This is a genomic window from Sphingomonas sp. BGYR3 (genome assembly GCF_025153455.1).
Classification (GTDB): domain Bacteria; phylum Pseudomonadota; class Alphaproteobacteria; order Sphingomonadales; family Sphingomonadaceae; genus Sphingomonas.
This window is the reverse complement of sequence record NZ_JANZNT010000001.1, coordinates 325,205-348,014: the sequence shown is the minus strand read 5'-3', so window position 1 is coordinate 348,014 and position 22,810 is coordinate 325,205. Positions and strand designations below refer to the sequence as shown.

Below are 22,810 nucleotides of genomic sequence, written 5' to 3'. Positions count from 1 at the left end.
CGGCATCACCAGAGGCAAGAAAGGCGCGGCGGGATCATTCCCACCGCGCCTTTTCTTTTGTGCATCCAGCCGATGCGGGCGGATCGTCAGGCAATCGCCCCGTGGCAATGCTTGAACTTGCGACCCGACCCGCAGGGGCACAGGGCGTTGCGATTGACGCCGACGAACAATGCCGGGTCAATGTCCCCCTGCGGTTCCGGGCGGGGAATCTGCATCGGGGGCAGCCGCGTGGTGACCAGCCCCAGCGAACCACCATCGACGTCGTACGAATCGTCCTCACCGGTCAGCGGGTCGATATGCGTCGTCAGGAAATCCGGCAGTTCCGGCAATTCCGGCGGTGGTGCATAGGCGAACTGGCTCATCGCCAGCACGCGGGTCACATCCTCGCGGATTTCGGTCAGCATCCGCTCGAACTGGGCAAATGCCTCTGCCTTATATTCGTTGATCGGCGTCTTCTGGGCATAGGCGCGCAGGTGGATGACCGCCTTCAGCGCATCCAGCAGCGCCAGGTGCTCCTTCCAGTGATGATCCAGATTCTGCAGCAGGATCGATTTTTCGACGCGGGTCCAGGTTTCGGGGTCCAGCGTGGCCGCCTTTTCCTCGATCAGCGTATCGGCCATCTGGCGGATCCGCTCCTCCAGCGTTTCCGGCTCGATGCCGTCTTCTTGCTCGATCCATTCCCGGACGGGGGGATCGACGTTCAGCACCTCGCGCGACCGCTGCATCAGCCCATCGACATCCCATTGTTCGGGATAGGTGCCGACGGGACACGCCTCGCCGACCAGCGCGTTGACGGTTTCTGCGCGCATGTCGACAACGACATCGCCCACCGTTTCGGCATCCATGATGTCAGCGCGCTGTTCATAGATCACCTTGCGCTGGTCGTTCATGACGTTGTCATATTCGACCACCTGCTTGCGGATGTCGTAATTGCGGGCCTCGACCTTTTTCTGGGCCGTTTCGATCGCCTTGGACAGCCACTTGCTGGCAATCGCCTCACCATCCCCGACACTGGATCGCATCATCTTGGCGAACAGCGTGTCCGGGCCGAAAATGCGCAGCAGATCGTCATCGAGGCTGAGGTAGAAGCGCGACAGGCCGGGATCGCCCTGACGGCCCGAACGGCCGCGCAGCTGGTTGTCGATGCGGCGGCTTTCATGCCGTTCGGTACCCAGCACGAACAGACCGCCGGCGGCCAGCACCTCGGCCTTTTCCGCCTCGATCTCGGCGCGGATCGCGGCGATTGCCGCATCGCGCTCCGGTCCTTCGGGCATATCGCCCAGCTCGTCCTCGATCCGGTATTCCAGGTTGCCGCCCAGTTTGATGTCGGTCCCGCGACCGGCCATGTTGGTGGCGATCGTCACCGCGCCCAGACGACCGGCTTGCGCCACAATGCGCGCCTCCTGCTCGTGATAACGAGCGTTCAGCACCGAATGGGTGACGCCTTCATTGGTCAGATATTCGCTGAGCAGTTCCGACTTTTCGATCGACACGGTGCCGACCAGCACCGGCTGACCGCGCTCGGCATGTTCCTTGATCGTGCGGGCGATGGCGATGAACTTGTCCTGCAGCGATTTGTAGAACTGGTCGTCCTCATCCACCCGCTGCACCGGCACGTTGGTGGGGATCGACACCACGTTCATCTTGTAGATGTCGTAGAATTCGGCCGCTTCGGTCGCTGCCGTCCCGGTCATGCCCGACAGCTTGGGATACATGCGGAAATAATTCTGGAAGGTGATCGAGGCGAGCGTCTGATTCTCCGGCTCGATCCGCACGCCTTCCTTCGCTTCCACCGCCTGGTGCAGGCCGTCGGACCAGCGACGGCCATCCATCATGCGGCCGGTAAACTCGTCGATGATGATTACCTTGCCATCCTTGACGATGTAATCCGTCTCACGCTTGCGCATGATGTTCGCCTGCATCGCCTGTTGCAGGTGATGGACGACCTGGGTGTTCTCAAAATCATACAGGTTGCTGCCCTTGAGCAGCCCGGCCGCCTCCAGCATCCGCTCGGCCTTTTCGGTCCCGTCCTCGGTCAGCACGATGGAACGCTGCTTTTCGTCCTTTTCGTAATCCTCGGGCGAAAGCTGCTTCACGATGGCGTCGACCGACACATACAGTTCCGACTTGTCGTCCGTCGGCCCGGAAATGATCAGCGGCGTGCGCGCCTCGTCGATCAGGATCGAGTCCACTTCGTCGACAATGGCGAAATTGAACGGCCGCTGGACCATCGATTCGCGGTCGTACTTCATGTTGTCGCGCAGATAGTCGAAACCGAACTCGTTGTTCGTGCCATAGGTGATATCGGCGTGATAGGCGGCGTGGCGCTCGCCATCCGACAGGTTGGGCACGATGACGCCGGTGGTCAGGCCGAGGAAGCCGTAGATACGACCCATTTCCGCGGCGTCGCGCCGGGCCAGATAGTCGTTCACCGTCACGACATGGACGCCCTTGCCCTCTAGCGCGTTAAGATAGACGGCGAGCGTCGCGACCAGCGTCTTGCCCTCGCCCGTCCGCATTTCGGCAATCTCACCCCGGTGCAGGGTGATGCCGCCGACCATCTGCACGTCGAAATGGCGCATCCCCAGCGTGCGGACCGATGCCTCCCGCACCGTCGCAAAGGCTTCGGCAAGGATCGAGTCCAGCTTTTCGCCATTGGCCAGCCGCTCGCGGAACCGGACCGTCTGTGCGGCCAGATCCTCATCGGACAGCGCCTGGATCTGCGGCTCAAGGTCGCGAATCCGGGCGACCAGCGGTTTCATCGAATTGACGTAGCGATCGTTGGACGATCCGAAGAGCGATTTGGCAATACCGCCGAACATGACGTGTTCCTGTCTGTGATCATGAGTGGACCGCAGGCGTTCCCCGCGGTCGAACGGCGCCGACATCCGGCGCGGCTAATCGGAAAAACGGGGTCAATCGCCCCGGCGCAAACTCAAATCAGGCGGCGCTCGCCGCGCAGCAGCGCCCGCTGATCGCCCAGCATCACGCCGGCACCATCCAGCGTCAGGGCCGGAACCGGGCCGCCGATCAGCGCCAGCCAGGGGCGCGACGTCACCGCCTGCGCCACCTCAGCCACCACCGAAATCACGGTTTGCTGGCGCGCCTCGATCGCGGCGTGACCGATCGGCTGGCCAGCCGCCATCGTGCCGGACAGGCCGGTCAGCAACGCGGTCAGCAACAGCAACAGGTTCAAGGCACGCCCTTCGTTACGCATCCGTGCGGTATATACACACAGCGTCCGACATAGTTTCCGAACGACCTGTCGTCCAACGGAAATCGCTGATCGGCTTGCACCCCGGTTTCCAGCCTGTAATCACGCCCGGCATGGACCATTCACCGCTCGCCCGCCCCTTTCCGGAAATCCCCGCCATTGCCGGGGCCGTCCCGCGCATCGCCCGTGCCGGGTATAAGAATTGGGACAGGTGCGACCTGACCTATATTGAACTGGATGCCGGCACCGCCGTGGCCGGGGTGACGACGCAAAGCAAATGCCCGTCGCCGGAAGTGGAATGGTGCCGCAATGCGCTGGTGCTGGGCCGCGCACGGGCGCTGGTCGTCAACGCGGGGAATTCCAACGCGTTCACCGGCAATCGCGGGCGCATGGCGGTGGAGGCGATTGCCGCGCGGGTGGCTGGGCATCTTGGTTGCCAGCCATCCGACGTGTTCGTCGCCTCAACCGGCGTGATCGGCGTGCCGTTGCCCATCGACCGGGCAGAGGCGGGGCTGGACGCCGCCTTTGCCGCCGCGCCCTGTGGCTGGGAAGATGCAGCGGCGACGATCATGACGACGGATACCTTTGCCAAGGGTGCGGTGACCCGGGCCGTGGTGGATGGCCGGACGGTGACGCTGGCAGGGATCGTCAAGGGTTCGGGCATGATCGCGCCGGACATGGCGACGATGCTGGGGTTCATCTTTACCGATGCGGTGATCGATCCGGCGTTCCTGCAGCGCGCGTTGAGCGCCGCCAACCGCGCCAGCTTTTCGTGCATCACGGTCGATAGCGACACATCGACCAGCGACACGGTCCTTGCCTTTGCCACTGGCAAGGCGGGCAATGCGCCCCTGATCGATGACGACAGCGACGGCGCCGATGCGTTTGCCGCGGCCCTCGCCGACCTGTGCCTGCAACTCGCCCACCTGGTCGTCCGCGATGGCGAGGGTGCGGGGAAGTTCATCCGGGTGGATGTGGAGGGCGCAGCCAGTGACGCCAGCGCCCACCGCATCGCGCTCAGCATCGCGAATTCGCCGCTGGTGAAAACCGCCATCGCGGGCGAGGACGCCAATTGGGGCCGGATCGTCATGGCCGTTGGCAAGGCAGGCGAGCCGGCCGAGCGTGATAAGCTGTCCATCCGGTTCGGCGGGGTACAGGTGGCGACCGGCGGCCTGGCGGTAGAGGGGTATGACGAGGCCCCGGTGGCCGCGCATCTGAAGGGCGACGAAATCGAAATCGGCGTCGACCTGAACTTGGGCGAAGGCCGCGCGACCGTTTGGACGTGCGACCTGACCCATGGCTATATCAGCATCAACGCCGATTACCGGAGCTGATTGCTCAGCCCCGGCTGGATCGGATTACAGCTCGCTCTGCAACCATGCGGCCAGTTCCCGCTTGGGGGCCGCGCGGTTGAACCGGGCGACTTCCTGACCGTTCTTGAACAGGATCAGCGCCGGGATCGACCGGATGCCGAACTCCGCCGCCTTGGACGGGGCATCGTCCAGATTGGCCTTGGTGATGGTCACCTGATCGGCCAGTTCTTCCGACAGCTCCTCCAGAGCGGGCGCGATCATCTTGCACGGCGCGCACCAGTCGGCCCAGAAATCGACCAGCACCGGCTTTTCTGCGGTCAGGACATCGGATTCGAAACTGGCGTCGGAAACGGCCTTGGTGGCCATGGGGTTTCTCCTGTCTGGCAACTTGCTTGGAATGCAACTTAGGACGGTGTCGCCCCCGGCTCAAGCAGCGCGTCGGCATAGCTTTGCTGCGGATCGCCCAAGGCCGCCTTGTGCAGGGCCAGCAGCTCGGGATCGAGCGGGATCAACGCCGGACCCGCGGTATAGAGCAGGCCGGCATCCACGATACGCCCCGGAAAGATGACGGACAGCGCAGCGGCATAGGCCGCCATCTGCTTCAGGTGATAGGCCGGCACCTCACCGACATTAGCGGGGACGCGGCGGCCCGTCTTGAAATCGATGATCCGCACCCGGTCCGGCCCGACCAGCAGCCGGTCGACGGTACCGGCAACGACCAGCCCGTCGACCACGGCGGCAATCGGTGCCTCGGCCAGCGCATCGGCGGCGAACAGGTCGGCATAGTCGGGATGATCGATCAGGCGCATCGCGTCCTCGATCATCGCGATCCGGTTATCCGCATCGGCAACGCCCGCCGACCGGTCCAGCCAGCGATCTGCCGCCGCCCGCCGCCGGTCGGCCGGAACCGCCGGCAACCGCTCGAACAACGCGTGGATCAGTCGGCCACGCGCTGCGGCCTCGCGCATCGCCGGGCTTGGCGGCGGATCGGCCACCGTATCTTCCCCCAGCGACGATGGCGCCAGCGGGCGTGGCGGCCGCGCCTCGGCTGGCGCTGGCCGGCCGACCCAGGGGGGCAGGTCAGCGCGGGTGGCCGGAACATGATCCTCGTCGACCCTGCTCTTGTGCCGTCCGGACAGGCCATCCATGCCCCAGCATCGCTCGGCAGCACCCTCTTCGATCGGCGGGATGCCCAGCGCGTCGAACGCCTGTGCGGACAGGGCGTACCAGCTGTTGCGCGGCACTTCGCCCTTTGCCGCAGGGCCGAGTGCGCCGGCTATCACCAGCTCCCGTTCGGCGCGGGTCGCCGCGACGTAGAACAGCCGCCAATGCTCCTCCAGCTCGCGCCGCCCTGCCGCTTCGATCAGGCTGGTCAGCGCCTCGCCCCGCTCGTCCTTTTTGGGGCGGAACAGGGGCAGCTTGATCCCCGGCTCCACTTCCCACTGAAACCCGCGGTCGGGCCTGCGGTCGGGATCGGACGTCGCATCGGCCAGGATCACCAACGGCGCCTGAAGCCCCTTGGCCCCGTGCGCCGTCATCACCCGCACGGCATTGCCGGGTTGGGAGGCGTCCCGCTTCACCTCGACCTCGCCCCGGTCGAACCAGTCGATGAACCGCTGCAGACTGGGCGTTGCCAGCCCCTCGAACTGAAGCGCGGCGGAAAGCAGCTCCTCCACCGGATCGCGCGCCTCCTCGCCCAGTCGTTCCAGCAGGCGCAGCCGCCCCTGGATCGGGCCGGACAGGATCTGTTCCAGGAACCGGTGCGGCGTCGTGAAATCGGCTTGGGCCAGTATCGCATAGAGCGGCGCAATCCGCTCTGGCGGTGCGGTGTCGCGCAGATGACGCCATAACGTCACCCGGTCGCTGCGCACCGCATGGTCGAGCAATTCCTGCTGGCTCCACCCCATCAGCGGAGAGACGAGCAGGCTGGCAAGTGACAGGTCGTCGTCCGGCTGAAGGACGAACCGAATGGCGGCCAACAGGTCGCGGACCGCCAGCGGCGCGTTCAGCCGCAGACGGTCGACCCCGGCAACCGGCACGCCTGCTTCATACAGGCGCGCGACCAGCAGCGCGGCAAGCTCGCCCCGACTGCGCACCAGGATCATGACCTCGCCCGGCTCGACCCTGCCCGACGCAATCTCGTCGCGCAGCCATCCGGCGATCCGCTTGGCAAGCGCCCGGGTGGCATCGTCCACCCAGCCTTCTTCGCCCTCTTCCGTGCCGCCTTGCGTCACGGGCCGCCACAGCCGGACCAGCCCCGGCCCCTGCACATGGGTCCCGTGCGGCTTGATGTCCGAAAACTGGCCCATCGCTCCGTCCGGCAGCACTGCGATCGCCCGGTCGACGAACGTCAGGATCGGTTCCGCCGACCGGAAACTATGCGTCAGGGCCAGGGTTTCGAACGGCAGCTGCGGCGCATCCCGCTCCACCGCCATATCCGGTTCCGCAAGCCGCTCGAAATGGCGGTGGGCCAGCGCGAAATTCAGGGGGTCCGTCCCCTGAAACCCGAAAATCGCCTGTTTATAATCACCGACGGTGAACAGGGTGCGGGTGCCCGCCGCCTGCTGGCCCTCACCTGCAAAAAACTCGTCGGCCATCGCCCGGATGATCGACCATTGGTCCCAGTTGGTGTCCTGCGCCTCGTCGATCAGGATATGTTCGGTGCCCTGATCCAGCTTGTACCGGACCCATTCGCCGATCCCCGGCTGTTGCAACAGGCGGCCGGTTTCCCGGATCAGATCGCTGAAATCCACGGCGCCCAACCGCCGCTTGGCCGCTCGATACCCGTCGGAATAGCGCCGTCCGGCAGCCAGGCCATCGGCCAGCAGATCGGCGAACCTTGCCTGCGCGCGCAACCCGATCAGCCCGCTGCACCGGTCGAACAACCGTGCGGCAAGGTCGGGATAGCCATCCACCTGTGGCACCTGCCCCTTGGCGGTCGATCCTGGCTCGCCATCCTTGCGCGCCCAGGCAAGGTGCAGGTCGCCAAGCGATGCCGCCCGGTCGGCGGGGCTGCGCGCCAGCCAGGCGGCGATGCGATCGGCCCGTTCCAGCCCCTTTTTGGTGCCCCACTCAGCATTCAGCCGCGCCAGCTCGGCCAGCCCCAGCCATTCGGTCGAACATTCGGCGGCGATGGCCGCCTCGACGTCGCCGGGCGGGATCGACAATCGTTCGCGCAGCCACGGGCCAATCGGATCGGGCAGGGCATCCATCGCCTCTGGCGCAGCGGCACAAGAGCGAAGGAACGATTCCGCCCCCCCCTCGCCCAGCCTCAGGCTCAATGCTGCAACCGCATCCAGCACCGTGCGGTCGCCCGCCGCCTCTGCTTCCACCAGCATTGCCGCCAGCGCATCGCGGGCCAGCACCGCTTCCTCCCGCGATTCCAGCGGCCGGAACCCCGGCATCAGCCCCGCCTCCAGCGGAAAGGCGGCCAACAGGCTCTGGCAGAAACTGTGGATCGTCTGAATGCGGATGCCGCCGCCGGGCGCATCCAGCACCTCGGCAAACAGCGTTCGTGCACGGGCGTGCAAGGCGGGCGACAGATGATCCTCGCCCAGCGCGAACAGCTCCTTGCGCAGCATCGCCTCGGGCATCCGGACCCATGCGCCCAGGCGAGCATTGATCCGCTCCGCCATCTCGGCCGCACCTGCCTTGGTAAAGGTCAGGCACAGGATCGCATCTGGGCGAACGCCGGCCAGCAACAGGCGGAATACGCGGGCGGACAGCACCTGCGTCTTGCCGGTCCCTGCGGATGCCGACAGCCAGACATGGCTGTCCGGCGCGGTGGCACGCGCCTGTTCATCCATCAGGACGGGCAGCGGGCGCAGGTTACTCACGGCCCCACCATTCGTCGCGGCGCATCAACTGATCGTAATCAGCATAACGGGCATAATCGGGATGCAGTTTTGCCTTGAATGGTTCATCGCCGGTCAGCCAATGGCGCACCGCATCGGCAAAACCCGCTGCCGCGGTCGGCACGAAATCCTCGGATGAAATGGGATCGCGCTTGGCCGGATCGACCGGGCTGTCGATGTACCCGAACTGCCCGCTGCTGCCCTGTTTGGCCATCGACCAATATTCGAACCCGGTCACATCCCCGCCAATGCCCGCAAAGCCGCCGCGTTCGACCATCAGCCCGATCAGGCCCAGCTGAAAGCTGAACCCCGCACGGATCGCGCGGGGCGATGGCGGCATCCCGGTCTTGTAGTCAATGACGATCAATCTGCCCTGTGCATCCCGGTCAACGCGGTCGAACCGTCCGGTCAGGGTCACGCCCTCAAATTCAATGCTGCCGCCCTGTTCGACGGCCAGCACGCTGCGACCGGCGGCCTGCTGCGCGATCAGTTGATCGGTCATCCATGCGATCGCCTCCATCAGACGGGGTCGCCACAGCGCCCGCATCATCGGATGGGTGGTTTCGGCGGTAAACAGCGCCTCGGCATGATCGCGCAACCGATCAGGGCGCGCCAGATCCTGTTTGGCCCAGCGTTCGAACGCGGCGTGGACGGCGGTCCCTTTCCATGCGGCGCTGACATCCGCGTCCACCGGATCAAGCGGTTCCAGCCGCAGCATCCGGCGCGCGTAAAAGGCATAGGGATCGGCCTTTAGCCGGTCGACTTCAGTGACGCTGATCCGGCGTGGCCGGTTTGCCGCCGGCGGGGCCGGGGCCGGTCGCCCGGCGGGGCGATGCGCAGCCGGGCGGTCGATCGCCTGCGTCCACGCAGTCAGCATCGCCGCCCGCGTGCGCTCCGCCGCCGCCCGCTGATCCGCCGTCAGTGCCTCCAGCCGCAGCCAGAAGCGCGAAGGGATGGTGGGCGCGGTCGCATCCCGTTCCGAACGGGTCAGGATCACCTCCGGCGCGCCCAGCGCCCCGGCCAGGTCATGCGCGGCAAGGCCGATCCGCCGCTCCAGGCCCGGCAGGCCAAGCTCGGCGCGGATGCGCGGGGCAAGCCATGGATCGGGCGCCGGCCGGGCCGGCCAGACGCCCTCGTTCATGCCGCCCAGGATCATCAGGTCGGCCGTCTGCAACTGCGCCTCGATCAGACCCAGGATCGCGATGCGCGGATGCCCGCCCTGTGGCGGGCGGATCGCCTGTTCGTCCATCAACAGCCGCAGCATTGCGGGCAGCGACCCCGGTTCGATCAGCGCCGGGCCATGATCGCCCTCTGCCTCCAGCGCGCCGATCAGTTCGGCCGCCGCCCGGCCATCGGCCCGCGCCCATACGGCATCCCCGGCCAGCGCCGACACCCCTTCGCGCAGGGCAGCCAGCAGCACGCGAAGCGGCGCTGGACCGCCATCGGCCATGCTGGCGAGCGGTTCCAGCAACGGCCGCGCCGTTTGCCACCACGCCGCCGCCCGCTGACGCAGTTCGGTTTCCTCTCGACGGGCGGCCGGCTCCGCCAGATGACGGTCGATCCCGGCCAGGCCCGCTGCCGGTCGCGGACCACGCAGCGCCCGGTCCAGGGCGCGCACCCCCTCGAGCCAGGCAAGCCGATCCTCACCGGCCCGAACCAGTGGATGCTTCAGCAGCGCCAACAGCGGCACCGGCGCAAAGCGCTCTGACACCGCCTCGGCAAGAGCGATCAGCAGCGTTCCGGGTGGCAGGATGGACAGCGGCTGGCCCGCACTGTCGTCAACGATGATGTCCCAACGCCGACAATGGGCGGCAACCCGGCGTGCCAGCGCGCGATCCGGCGTCACCAGCGCCGCGGTGCGGCCGGGTTCCTCCAGCGCCTCCCGTAGCGCAAGGGCGATGGCCTGTGCCTCGTCCGCCGGTGTCGGCAGGCTGGCCATCGCCACGCCGGCCAGGCGCCGCTCATCGGGGCGCTTGTCGATCCATTCCTCGGTAAAGCGAGGCGGGGCCATGGCGGTGGCGACGGCGCGGCTGCGCTGGGGCGCCGCGTCATGTTCGCTGCCGCCCCGCCACAGCCGGAACTCCTCGCGCGCAACGCCCATCCGATCGATCAGCAGCTTCAGGTGAAACTGGGGATGCGTTTCGATGGACGGTTTTCGACGGCCGGTATCGGGATCGGGCTTGTGAGGCCCCAGCGCCTGCCACTGTTCGGCGTCCATCTCGGTCGCCAGTCCCGGCAGCACCACCATGCCCTGCGGCAACTCCGCGATCACGCGAAGGAGCCGGGCGATCCCCGGCGCTGACGCAGTAATCCCGGCCGCACAGACCGGCGTTGCCGGCGGCTCGGCCCGCCAGCGACGGGCAAGACCGTCCATCAGCAGCGCGCGCCGCCGGGCCAGGTCAATGCGCCCCATCCGCTCCAGCTCGCGCGGCCATTGGTCGGCCACCACGCGGAACAGCGCCAGCGACCGCTCCCAATGTTCCGACAGGCCATCGGGCAGCTCGATGGCATCCAGCGCGGCCGGGCTCAGTTCCTCGATCAGCAACTGGTCCAGCGTCCGGGCAAGCTCCCCTGCCAGGCGCATGGCCTCCACGGCATCGATGGCACGACCGGCCTTTGCCTGCGCCGCCTGAACCAGCCGCGCCAGGATCAGCCGCCGGGTCAGCGGGTCGACCGCCGGGGGCGGCGGGTCGTCGGCATCGGCGGGATCGGCCATCACGCCCACCGCCTCGTCCAGTTCGGGATCGCCGATCGCCACCAGCCGGGGGAGCAGCAGTCCTCCACCGCTGGCCCGGACAAACGCATCGCTCACCGATCGCCGGGCGCGATTGTTGGGCACCAGCACCAGCGTGCGGGCCAGCATCATCGGATCGTCCCCGAACCGGCGAAGCAGGCCATCGGCCAGCGCGTCGGCAAAGGCCCGGTGAATGGGAATGGTGTACAGGCCGGGGCGCGCCCGGTCAGCCATTGGCGAGCACCGCCTCGGTCGCGGCGATCGCCGCCGGGGTGCCGACATCGAACCACAGGCCCTGATGCGGCATCCCCCAGGCACGCCCCTCGGCGATCGCGCGTTCCCAGAACAGGTTGGTGCTGAACGGCCCGTTCGGCCAATCGCGGATGACGCGCGGGGACAGGATCTGAACGCCGGTAAAGACAAAGGGGGCGACCCGCCCGGCCTGCCGCCGGCGGGTGATCCGGCCATGCGCGTCCAGATGGAAATCCCCCTGCCCGCCGTGATTATGCGCCCGCGCCAGCGGCACCATCAGCAACAGGGCGTCCATCCGGGCCGGGTCCCATTGCTGCATCAGCGCCCGGATCGTGTCGAACGGCCCATCGACCCACAGATTGTCGCTGTTGACGCACAGGAAAGGGTCATCGCCGATCAGATGCCGGGCCTGGACCAGCCCGCCGCCGGTTTCCATCAGCTGCGCCCGTTCGTCGGACACGGCAATCTCGATCCCCTCGACCCGGCGGGTCAGATGCGCTTCCAGCGCGTCGGCCAGATAATGGACGTTGACGACGGCGCGCCGGACGCCGGCTGCGCGCAGGCGATCGAACACATGGTCGATCAACGGCTTGCCCGCCACCTCGACCAGCGGCTTGGGCCGCGTAGCGGTCAATGGCCGCATCCGCTTGCCCAGACCCGCCGCCATCACCATCGCGGTTTTGGGAACCCGGACGTCCAGTTCCGGGCGGATCGTCACATGCGTGCTCATCGGCGGTCAGGCACCGGCAATCACGATCGGATCGCCGCGCAGGGCGGGCGGGATCACCCGATCGAACCATGCCGCAACCGGGGCCAGCGCGGGATGCGCAAGATCGCGCTCCAGATACGCCCATACGCGCGGACACAAGGTCGGGTAACGCGGCTTCCCATCCCGCTGCCACAGCCGGGTAAAGATGCCGATGATCTTCGCATTCCGCTGCGCCCCCAGAACATGATAGGCCGCATCGAATGCATCGCCCTCCCCGGTCGCTGCCTTGTACCGCGCCAGCATCCGTGCCTCTAGTTCAGGGCGGACCTCGCGCCGGGCATCCTGCAACAGCGAGACAAGGTCATAGGCGGCATGACCGGCAAGCGCGTCCTGAAAATCCAGAAGGCCGAGCGCCGAACCGCCACCGGTCAGCATGATGTTCTCTGCGTGGTAGTCGCGCAGGACCGTGACGACCGGCGCGGGGTTCAGCACCAGTGGCAGCACCGCGTCCCATGCCGCGGCATAACCGGCCGGATCGCTCTCAATGCCCACCGCCGGGCAATACCATTCGGGCAGAAGCGCGGCCTCCCGCTGATAGACGGCGCGGTCATAGACCGGCACATCGGCCACACCCGCCGAGCGCAATTCGACGAGCAGATCGACAGCGGCAGCGTAAACCCGCTCTTCCTCCGCCTCTGAATCTTCCACGACCGCCCGCATCAGCGCGTCGCCAAAATCCTCGATCAGGACCAGCCCGCCCGGCAGATCCTCGCTCAGGATGCGCGGCGCGGCAAAGCCGCGTTCCTGCAACCAGCGCGCAATGGCAATGAACGGACGCGGATCTTCATGCGGAGGGGGGGCGTCCATCAGGACCGCTGTCTCGCCATCGCGCACGACGCGGAAATAACGGCGGAACGACGCATCGCCAGCCAGCGGCAGGACGGCAGCACCGGTCCAGCCAGCACGGTCCAGAAACGCATCGGCATGCGGCGGCGGAATCATGGAAAGGGCCATCGCCGTGTCCAACCGTCCGGCACCTCCGCTGTCAAGGCACGCCCGCCGCCAGGTGCGAAATCGAGCATGAGGCGAAGCGCGTCTGGCCAGGCGTGCACGCCCGCCCGATCCGGCCATTCGACGATCAGCGCATGATCCTGTCGCGCCTCATCAAGGCCAAGTTCCTCGACCTCGTCGGGATCGTTCAGGCGATACAGATCGATGTGCAGAACGGGCATCCGCACTTCCGGCGGGGCATAGGGCTGAACGATCGCAAAGCTGGGCGACGGTGCCTCCCCGATCAGGCCCAGTCCGGCGAGCAAGCCGCGCGCGATGCTGGTCTTGCCCGCGCCAAGGGGGCCTGACAGCGCGATGACGTCCCCCGCCATCACCACATCCGCCAGCGTCCGGCCCAGCGCCTCGCTCGCCGTTTCGTCGGGAAGCATCATCCGCGGGGCAATTCCGCGGTCAGCATCGTGCCCTCGCCCGGTCGCGCCACCAGTTTCAGCGTGCCGCCATGCGCCTCGATCGCCTGACGTGCCAGCGGCAGGGCTAGGTCGCCCGACCCCGGCCGCGACGGCATTTCGTCGCCCGGCCCGTCATCGGCCACGACGACGCGCGTCCGCCGGGTCGTGCCGTCCAGATGCAGCAGCACGCGCGCGCCCGATGGCAGGCCGCTGATCGAATGGCGCATCAGATGTTCCACCGCCTGACGAACCCGGCGCGCATCGCCGCGGATCTCCCCGGCCGAAGGCTGGATATCGACTTCGACCTGAATACCGCGCTCGGTTGCCAGTGCGGCCACCGCCTCTGCCGCGGCCCGCGCCACCGGCTCCATCGCCATCGGCGCACGTTCCGGCTCCACATCCTGATTGGCGGTCAGGTCCAGCACATCGTCGATCAGCGTGCCCAGCCGGGCCGACGCAGTCAGGATCGAGCGCGTATATTCATGCCCCGCATCGTTCAGCGCGCCGCCATATCCGGCATCCAGCATTTCGGCGAACCCGGCGATGGTGGTCAGCGGCGTGCGCAGTTCATAGCTCATGTTCGCCATGAAATCGGTCTTGATCCGGTCGGCGGTCACGAGCGCCTTGTTCCGTTCCTCCAGCGCCTGTTGCGCGCGCAGGGAATCGGTCATGTCCATCATGGTGAGCAGCGCATTGCCATCCGGCAGCGGCACGGCATTCAACTGAAGCACCCGACCGTCCGCCATGGCCAGCGTGCCGCCGCGCTGCGCGCGCTCCAGCGTCGCGGACTTGACCAGCACGGCAATCAGATCGGCCTGACCCGGCTTGGCGAGCAGCGGCCGCAACTTGGCGGCCAGCATGTCCGCGCGCGGATGGCTCGTCATGGTTTCAGGGTCGATGGCCAGCGTTGCCGCGAACTTGGTGTTCCACAACTGGATGCGGCCATTGGCGGCAAATACGCCCAGCGCCTCGGACAGGTTTTCGAACGTGGCCGTACGCACCCGCAACAGCGTGTCCCGCGCGCTGGCCAGCTGGACCTGCTCCGTCCGGTCTTCGAACACCACCAGCAGCCCGCCATCGGGCAATGGCTGGGCCAGCACGCGCAGATGCGCCGCCCCGGGCAGGTGCCAGCTTTCCTCGATCCCGCCATCATCGGCCAGAAACCATTCCCGACGCTCCGCCTTCCAGCTTGGGAAATCGCGCACCTCGGGCAGCCGCTGCGCCTCGCGCATCCGGTCGAGCACGCGGTCGAATTCGGTGCGGTCGGCCAGCCATTCGGGGCGAATGGCGAACATGCGGCGAAACGGCTGGTTACAGAATACCAGTGTCCGGTCAGCAGCAAACTGGGCAACGCCGGCGGACAGGCGATCGAACATCGCCCGCTGCGCCTCGCCAAACCGCTTAAGCGCGCCGCGCGCCTGCTCCAGATCATCGATGTCGACGGCAAAGCCGGCCGTCATCCCGTCCGCCAGCGGCAGGACCTGGAACCGCAGCATCCGCCGCTCACCCCGGATCGTGGCCGGTGCGGCGATGATCACGGGTTTGTTGCCGTCCCGCGCGGTTGCCGCCTGCGCAATGGGTCCTTCACGTCCGCTGACTTCGGCCAGCTCGATCTGCCGCGCGACGATGTCCGCAGCACTGTCGGCATCCACCGCCTCGACATAGGCGCGGTTGACCATCGCCAGTTGCAGGTCGGCAGTGCGCAGCCACATCGGCATGGGGGCCGCGTTGATCAGATCGTTGACCGCGTGGAATGCCGCTCGCCAATCCTCTGCGGCCACCGTCTGCTGCCGCAGGGACCGCTGCGCCACGCTGTCGTCGTGGAACCAGATCAGCACAGCGCCCGGCGTACCCATTGCGACCGGCGAACGATCCCCGGACAGGTTCACAAATCGGTTGCCGTCGCTCATCTCCAGCGATAACTCAAATGATCGGCCGGACCGCTGGGCCATGTTCACCGCATCGACCAGTCGAGCGCCCGTTTCGGCACTCCACAACCGATCGTCCGCGGCCAGCGCCGTCAGCGTATCAGGAACGACATCCAGACCCAGCCGGACGGCAAGCGCGCCATCCGCCTGCAGCCGCCCGTCCGTATCGACCAGCGCCCAGGCCATCGGCGCCGCCGCAATCAGCGCGTTGCTACGCCGGTGCTGGGCAATCAGCAGACGAGCCGACCGGGCGGCCACCAGTCCGCGATGCAGCATGAAGCCGCCGCCGACCAGAACGGCCGCGGCCACGCCCCCAGCAATCGCCAAAACACCGCTGTCAAACATCCCGCCACCCTGATGCCACAGCGCGACCGTCTAGGCGAAGGATTTGATCAGGCAACGAGATTTAACCCCGTGGCCAAACAAAAATGGGGGAGCGGACAAAATGCCCGCCCCCCCAACTACGATTGGATCAAGCTGCTTTAGAAGGCGCCCTGGATCCCCACAAAGGCCATCCGGCCAATCCCGTTCACGGGATAGGCCGAACTGGCCAGGTAGGGCTTTGCGTCCGTAATGTTGTTCAGGCCCAAATTGAGCGTGAACTGGTCATTCGCCTTCAGACTGATGGACGCGTTGTGCACGAAATACTCCCGTGCCCAGCCGGCTGCACCAAACTCCCTGTCAATTCGTTCGATCTGAATCACCGTCGCCAGTGCCTGTCGCCCGACATACTGAACGGTGTAGTTGAAGCCGAAGCCCTTGTGGCCATAGGTGAACGAACCAAGGCCGGACCATTCCGGTGCCCCCAGTTCATTCAGCCCTGGATTGACCAGCGTGGTGTCGACCGGATCAAAGAACCGGTCGACCTTCTCGGTCCAGTTGCCGCCACCGCGAAGGTTGAAATTGTGATCGCCCAGCGAAAAGGCATAGTTGACCGTGAAATCCACGCCAGACGTTTCGATCCGGCCAAAGTTCAGCTGCGTTTGACGCAGGAAGTTAAAGCCGAAGGTTGTTGCGCCAGCAGTTGGACCATTGCGTTCGAACAGATCGCAGAACTGATTCGGGAAAGTCACGTTGTCGTAGCAGGTGTTGACAATGTCCTGCGCCGTGACCACCGCAATCGCATCCTCGATGCTGATCGAATAATAGTCGGCAGAAATGGTCAGCCCCCGCAGAAAGCGCGGCTGAATAACAGCGCCCGCCGTCCAGGTCGTTGCCGATTCCTCCTTCAGCGCAGTGTTGCCACCGCTGGTCCCCGAAAAACGAGCGGTCAGCGGGTCGCTATAGCCCGCGATGAACGCTGCGGCGTTGGGGATGCCAAGCGCAGTTGCCTCTGCGATGCAGTTCTGCAGGCGATTGGGGGTGGCGTTCTGGTTGACCACGTCGCACGGATCCGACGGGCGGAATGTCGCACCCTGTGCAGGGCTGAACAGTTCGGCAATGTTCGGTGCGCGAATGGCCCGGGAATAGGTTCCCCGGACCCGAACGTCCTGAACAGGCGCCCAGATACCGTTGACCGTCCATGTGAACGCACCGCCGATCGTGGAATAATCGGCATAGCGCCCCGCAGCGTCGATCGTCAGTTCATCGAACAGCGGGACATCGGCGAGCAGCGGAATCGAGATTTCACCGAACACTTCCTTCACGTCGAACGAGCCGCCGGTGTTCAACGTGCGGGTGGACGCATCGAACAGCAACGACTGGTTGGGCGACACATCGCCGATGAACGTGCCCGCCGGACCGGCCGGCGATCCTTCGGGCAGAATGCCCAGCTCAAAGTCGCTGAAACGCGACGAGGATTCCTCGCGCCGATACTCGCCACCCACCGCAAACTGAACCGGTCCGCCGGGCAGATTGAAGAACCCGCTGGTGTCACCCTTGATCGTTGCCGAAACGACGAACTGCTCAAGCCCGAACAGGTCGGTCGTCGGCGTCGTGATGAACGCAACCGCTTCCGGGCTCAGCGAATTTTCGCCACCCAGAATATTTGCCGGCTTGCACTGCCCATCCCCAGGACGGAACGTGAAATAACCCGGTGCGATGACCGGGAACACTTCACTGCCCGGATAGAGCGAATTACGGTCAATGTCTGACCGGCAAATTGGCTGTCCATTGGGACCTGTAACCACGTCCAATGCCGCGAACAGCCGGTCATAAAGAACCGAGTTCGACTGGCTGACCGCGCTGTCGGTCCGCCCGTAATTGGCGACCAGTTCGTAATCGAGATTGCTGGTCACTTCGCCGCGCAGGCCGGCCACAACGCGGTAGGTATCGCGCTCTGCCCGCTGGATGTTCGGCCCAAGGTCGAGAAAGTCGCGGCTGACGCGCAGGCCGGTGACGGGATTGCCATTGGCGTCTACGTTCCCCAAAGCATCCTCCGCTGCCAAAGCATCGGCACGCAGCGCAGCGGGAATGAACGGGTTGTCGCTCCTGATCAACAAGCTGTCATAGAACGTGTTGTAATTGTTCCGCGAAACCGTGTTGTTCCGCGCATATTTGGCGTCGAGGAAAAACTCTGCACCAGGCGAGAAATCATAGGTCAGCCGGAGGTTGGCGAAAATGCGCTCGCTCTGCGGCACCAACGACGTCTGGTTGGTCCGCTCTACCGCGCCATCGCCGCCAAACTGGTTCGAACCCGTCGAGACAACGCCGTCCTCAAAAATCTTTACCCCGCCGCCCGGCGTCGAGACATAGCAACCGCCGCCGCCGAAGCCGGTAAGACCGATATAGCTTTCCCGGCAATCATTGACGCCGTTGTTGTTGATATCAGCGTTGAAGAAGCCGTAGTCCGCGCGGAAGATCAGGCCCTGACCCGAACTGATGCCGAACCGGGGGTCCGGCCGGATGACAAAGCTGGGTGCGGCAAGCGCGCGGTTGATCAACGACAGTTCCGCTGCGGTCGGGCTAGTCCCCGTCGGAAACAGCTGGTTGTATGCAGCCGTGCCGGGCAACGGGATGACATAGCCGAACGGCAGGCGGCCCTGCGCCGAGGAAAAGCGGCGGGCGAAATTCGGCATCGACGCCGGATCGATATCGCCGCGCTGAAACCGCAGCAGCGGGTTTTGATACGTCGTGCTGTTATTGCCGCGACCATTGTCCCGCGTGAACGGACGATCGCCGAACAAGACCTCCTGCTCCAATGTGTAGCCGGCCGAGAAGGTGATATTGCCGCGACCATCGATAAAATTCTTGCCATAGGTCAGGTCGACCGACTGGCCGCCGCCTGATCCTGAAGTGGCGAAATTGGACTGGGCATTCAGCTGCAGCCCCTCGAAATCCTTTTTCAGGATGTAATTTACCACGCCCGTCACCGCATCAGCACCGTACACGGCGGAAGCGCCGCCGGTCAGCACGTCAACGCGATCGATCAGGGCGGTTGGAATAGTGGACACGTCCACGGTCTGGGATCCGGCGACACCGGATACGTGGCGATACCCGTCGACCAGGACCAGCGTGCGGTTGGCACCCAGCTGACGCAGGTCCAGCGTGGCCTGCCCAACGCCGCCGCCCGGGCGCTCGATGGAGTCAGCCACAGTCCGCGATGAGATCAGTGCCGGGATCTGGCGCAGTGCAGCGGTCGCGTCCTGACTGCCGTTCGCAGCGATATCCGCCGAGGATATGACGTTGATGGGCGATGGCGCCACCGCGTTCGGATCGCGAGCAAGGCGACTGCCGGTAACGATGATTGCATCGTCAGCGGTCTCTGGATCGACCGCAGCAGCAGTATCCGACAGGTCCTGCGCCATCGCGCCGGATGCCAGGACCATGGCAAGGCTCGTTCCGACTGCCAGGCGAGCAGCCCGGACCCCTGTTCTCTTGAGCATTAAAACACCCCAAAAATAGTGATTGAGCGATGGCTGGCCCGTTACGCGGCCTGCCATGTTCCCCTGCGCTTGCTCACTCGGGACCGGACGGTTTGCCGTCTTCTGCCCATTACGAAGTGCAATGGCAGCATTATGCTGCACGCGCGCGCAATGTAAACCAGGGCACGCCGTTTCCGATGAGAGCGAGGCGAGCGGGCAACACTGATCGCGCGCCGATCCCTACCAGGATCGGCATATGGTGGCTGGGCATGATGCAGAATGATTTGCGTAACTTGTTCGAAGGCACGCAGCCTGATGTCACTGTGCACACCGGGAGCACTGAAGCGGATAGCGTGATCCCCGATAAGGCATAATCGCGCGCCATTGTGGTGTTTCTACAACACCCGCAAACTGTTCTCACACCCTGCCCTGTGGATTATACGTATCAGCGTTGCATCGCAGCGCGGACGGGTAGAGGACGGCTGTCTGCCCGAACCTGGGGTTTTTCGCGTAAGGGGTGCGTTCATGAAAGTTTGTATGCGTTCAGCGTTGCTGGCCGGTTCGTTCCTGGTTCCCGCTTCACTCATCGTCGCTTCGCCTGCCATGGCGCAGGAAGCCGGGCCGGCTCAGGAAGAAGCCACCAGCCCAGCACCGGAAGACACCGGCGAGGATATTGTCATCACTGGAAGCCGCATTCAGCGCCCGGCGGTCGACAATCCCAACCCCGTCATTTCCTATAGCTCGGAAAACCTGCAGCAGTCGGGCCGGGTCAACCTGACGGACGTACTGGTTCAGAACCCGGCCCTGCTCGGCTCCAATACGAGTGCCCAGCAGTCCGGATCAACGGGCGACACCGGGTCCACCGCCATCCAGCTGCTCAATCTGCGCAACCTGGGTACCAACCGGACGCTGGTGCTGATCGACGGGCGTCGTCACGTCGCAGGGGTGCCGGGGACGGCATCGGTGGACATCAACACCCTTCCGACCGAGCTGGTCCGCCGGATCGACATCCAGACTGGCGGCGCATCGGCGGTCTATGGTGCGGATGGGGTGTCCGGTGTCGTGAACTTCATCCTGCGCCGCGATTTCGAAGGTGCGGTGGTTCGGGCGCAGACCGGCATTTCGGAAGAGGGCGATGCCGGCAACCGGTTCCTGAGTGTCACGCTGGGTACCAATTTTGCCGAGAATCGCGGCAATGTGGCGCTGTCCTATGAATGGCGCGACGATGATCGCGTGAACAGCTTTGACCGCGGCCGGGTCGGCGACCCGCGTCGGGCGTTCGGTCTGGTCCGCAATCCTGACGATTTTCCCGATGATCCCAATGTGTTCGACCGGCTGCTGTTCAACGACCTGCGCTATGCCGACAGCTCTCGCGATGGTGCCATCGATCTGGGTTCGATCGACCCGGATACCGGCCAGTTCATTGTCGGCGGGTTCGACGGCGTACCCGAATTTACCGGTTCAGGCGGCGTTTACGACCGGGGTCGGCTATTGCCGTCATCGGGTGGCCTGACCCAGGGCGGGTCGAGCACGCCGCTGGCCGGGTATCAGGGCGATCTGGCGCCGCAGAACGAGGTGCACAACGTCAACCTGCTGACCAGTTTCGAGGTCTCGCCGGCGCTGCGCCTGTATGCACAGGGCAAATATGCCAAGACGCGGAGCTTCACGATCGCTCAGCCGAGCTTCGATTTCTTCACCTATCTTGAAGCGGACAACGCCTATCTGGTCGACCGTTTCGGCGCGGGAACCCAGGGCGCCCTGATTTCGCGCGACAATTTCGATTTTGGCATCCGTGGCGAGCGTTCCGTGCGCGAAACATGGCGCGGTGTCGTGGGTGCGGACGGCCGCCTGAGCGACAATGCGACCTATGACCTCTATTACACCTACGGGGTTACCGACAGCGAGTTCCTGTCGACCAACTACCGCGTGACCGACCGCTATCTGGCGGCGCTGGATGCCGTGCGCGATCCTGTTTCGGGCAACATCGTCTGCCGCTCGACGCTGAACCCGAATGCAGCGCCGTTCCAGCTGGATTTCGGATCGGTCCAGTTCCCGGGTTTCCAGACGTTCACGCCGGGCGCGAACAGCGGCTGCCGGCCGCTGAACGTACTGGGCGACGGTGTCGCCGATCAGGCCGCTCTGGACTTTATCAACGTCGACCTGGTCAACACGTACAAGGTGCAGCAGCACGTCGTGTCGGGATCGATCAGCGGCGATTTCGGTCAGTTCTTCGAATTGCCGGGCGGGCCGATCCGGTTTGCCGTGGGTGGTGAGTACCGCAAGGAAATCAGCGATTTCGTCCCGGATCAGTTTGTCCAGGACGGCGTCCTTGCCGATTTCTCGCAAACCTCGCCGGTCAGCGGCGAGTTCGACGTGAAGGAGGTTTTCGCCGAGCTGAGCGCGCCGCTGCTCCGCGATGTTCCGTTCGCGCAGCTGCTGGAACTGAACGCCGCGGTCCGTCTGTCGGATTACTCGACGGTCGGGCGCACGGATACCTGGTCGTTCAGCGGCATCTATTCGCCGATCGACGATATCCGCATCCGGGGGACCTATTCACAGGCCGTGCGCGCCCCGAACATTGCCGAGCTGTTCTCGCCGGTCAGCGGCACGTTTTCGTTCATCGACGATCCGTGCGACCCCGAGAACATCCCGGAAGGGACCGAGTTCCGGCAGGCAAACTGTACCGCCCTGCTCACCTCGCTTGGCATCAATCCGGCAACGTTCAGCCCGACGACCGATCCGACGGCCACGGTCAGCCTGCCCGGCCGCGTCGGTGGCAACGTCAATCTGAGCGAGGAAACGGCGCGTACCTGGACCGCTGGTGTCGTGCTGCAGCCGAGCTTCATCCCCGGACTGGTCGTTACCGCCGACTGGTATGACATTCAGCTGAAGGACGCGGTTCGGACGGCAACGGCGCAGGAAATCGTGGACCTGTGCGTTGACCAGCCTACGCTGGACAATGTGTTCTGCGGCAATATCGGGCGGTCGACCAGCACAGGCTATGTCAACGACTATCTGATCAATCCGCAGAACGTCGCGGCCATCAACACGGCCGGTCTGGACGTGCAGGTCAATTACAATTTCGAGGTTGCCAATATCGGCAATTTCAACCTGCAGGTCGTTGGCAATTACCTGAACAAGTTCGATTTCGAACCGACCCCGGGCGCCGCGGTCGAAATCAGCAAGCTGACCGTTGGCTATCCCGAATATTCGGGTACCGCCGATCTGACCTGGACGAACGGTACGCTGATGATCAACTATGGCCTCAATTTCTTCAGCAAGACCCGCCGATTCACCGACGATCAGGTCGCGGCCCAGCCCGACATCTCCGATCCGCAATACTTCTTCTATCGGGAGAAGTGGGAGCATGACGTGCAGGTCGCGGTGAATGTTGAGGAGAATTTCCGCTTCTATGCCGGCGTCAACAATCTGTTGAACGACATTGGCGACGTGGCGTCGGTCAACCAGCCGTACAGCTTCCTTGGCCGGTACTTCTATGCCGGTGCGCGGGTCGCCTTCGGCCCGGACCGGTAAGCCGGAACA

At 65.1% G+C, this 22,810-nt stretch carries 12 protein-coding genes; 2 read left to right on the top strand and 10 right to left on the bottom strand.

Annotation, left to right across the window (positions count from 1 at the left end; all coding sequences use genetic code 11):
• Positions 1-86: 86 nt before the first annotated feature.
• Together secA and NYR55_RS01530 are read right to left on the bottom strand one after the other, a co-directional pair.
• Positions 87-2,822: a preprotein translocase subunit SecA gene (gene secA, locus NYR55_RS01535; protein ID WP_260019491.1), complete on the bottom strand. Its 2,736-nt coding sequence runs from the start codon at positions 2,820-2,822 to the stop codon at positions 87-89.
• Positions 2,823-2,935: 113 nt separating this feature from the next.
• Positions 2,936-3,217, bottom strand: coding sequence for a hypothetical protein (locus NYR55_RS01530; protein WP_260019490.1), 282 nt, complete (start codon positions 3,215-3,217; stop codon positions 2,936-2,938).
• Between the two features lie 110 nt (positions 3,218-3,327).
• Between NYR55_RS01530 and argJ the strand changes: the two genes are divergently transcribed.
• Complete coding sequence (gene argJ, locus NYR55_RS01525; protein WP_260019489.1) at positions 3,328-4,548, top strand: bifunctional glutamate N-acetyltransferase/amino-acid acetyltransferase ArgJ; 1,221 nt, start codon at positions 3,328-3,330, stop codon at positions 4,546-4,548.
• 24 nt (positions 4,549-4,572) lie between these two features.
• Here argJ and trxA read toward each other — a convergent pair whose 3' ends face one another.
• The 8 genes from trxA to NYR55_RS01485 form a co-directional block, all read right to left on the bottom strand.
• The gene (trxA, locus tag NYR55_RS01520; RefSeq protein ID WP_260019488.1) at positions 4,573-4,893 is read right to left on the bottom strand and encodes a thioredoxin; all 321 of its coding nucleotides are present in this window, start codon (positions 4,891-4,893) and stop codon (positions 4,573-4,575) included.
• A gap of 38 nt (positions 4,894-4,931) precedes the next feature.
• On the bottom strand, positions 4,932-8,333 hold the full coding sequence (gene addA, locus NYR55_RS01515; RefSeq protein WP_260021517.1) for a double-strand break repair helicase AddA: 3,402 nt from the start codon (positions 8,331-8,333) through the stop codon (positions 4,932-4,934).
• A gap of 22 nt (positions 8,334-8,355) precedes the next feature.
• The gene (addB, locus tag NYR55_RS01510; protein ID WP_260019487.1) at positions 8,356-11,349 is read right to left on the bottom strand and encodes a double-strand break repair protein AddB; all 2,994 of its coding nucleotides are present in this window, start codon (positions 11,347-11,349) and stop codon (positions 8,356-8,358) included.
• Positions 11,342-12,097, bottom strand: a complete 756-nt coding sequence (locus NYR55_RS01505) for a nucleotidyltransferase family protein (protein WP_260019486.1) — start codon at positions 12,095-12,097, stop codon at positions 11,342-11,344. The genes addB and NYR55_RS01505 overlap by 8 nt, the downstream gene beginning before the upstream one ends.
• 6 nt (positions 12,098-12,103) lie before the next feature.
• Positions 12,104-13,078, bottom strand: coding sequence for a phosphotransferase (locus NYR55_RS01500; protein ID WP_260019485.1), 975 nt, complete (start codon positions 13,076-13,078; stop codon positions 12,104-12,106).
• The gene (tsaE, locus tag NYR55_RS01495) at positions 13,075-13,518 is read right to left on the bottom strand and encodes a tRNA (adenosine(37)-N6)-threonylcarbamoyltransferase complex ATPase subunit type 1 TsaE (protein ID WP_260019484.1); all 444 of its coding nucleotides are present in this window, start codon (positions 13,516-13,518) and stop codon (positions 13,075-13,077) included. The genes NYR55_RS01500 and tsaE overlap by 4 nt, the downstream gene beginning before the upstream one ends.
• Positions 13,515-15,773 (bottom strand): PAS domain-containing sensor histidine kinase, encoded by a 2,259-nt coding sequence (locus NYR55_RS01490; RefSeq protein ID WP_260019483.1) that lies wholly within the window; start codon positions 15,771-15,773, stop codon positions 13,515-13,517. The genes tsaE and NYR55_RS01490 overlap by 4 nt, the downstream gene beginning before the upstream one ends.
• A gap of 173 nt (positions 15,774-15,946) precedes the next feature.
• Complete coding sequence (locus NYR55_RS01485; RefSeq protein WP_260019482.1) at positions 15,947-19,231, bottom strand: TonB-dependent receptor; 3,285 nt, start codon at positions 19,229-19,231, stop codon at positions 15,947-15,949.
• Between the two features lie 573 nt (positions 19,232-19,804).
• Here NYR55_RS01485 and NYR55_RS01480 point away from each other — a divergent pair.
• Positions 19,805-22,801 carry a TonB-dependent receptor gene (locus NYR55_RS01480; protein WP_260019481.1) on the top strand — a complete coding sequence of 999 codons (2,997 nt, stop codon included), beginning with the start codon at positions 19,805-19,807 and terminating at the stop codon, positions 22,799-22,801.
• The last annotated feature ends 9 nt before the right edge of the window (positions 22,802-22,810 follow it).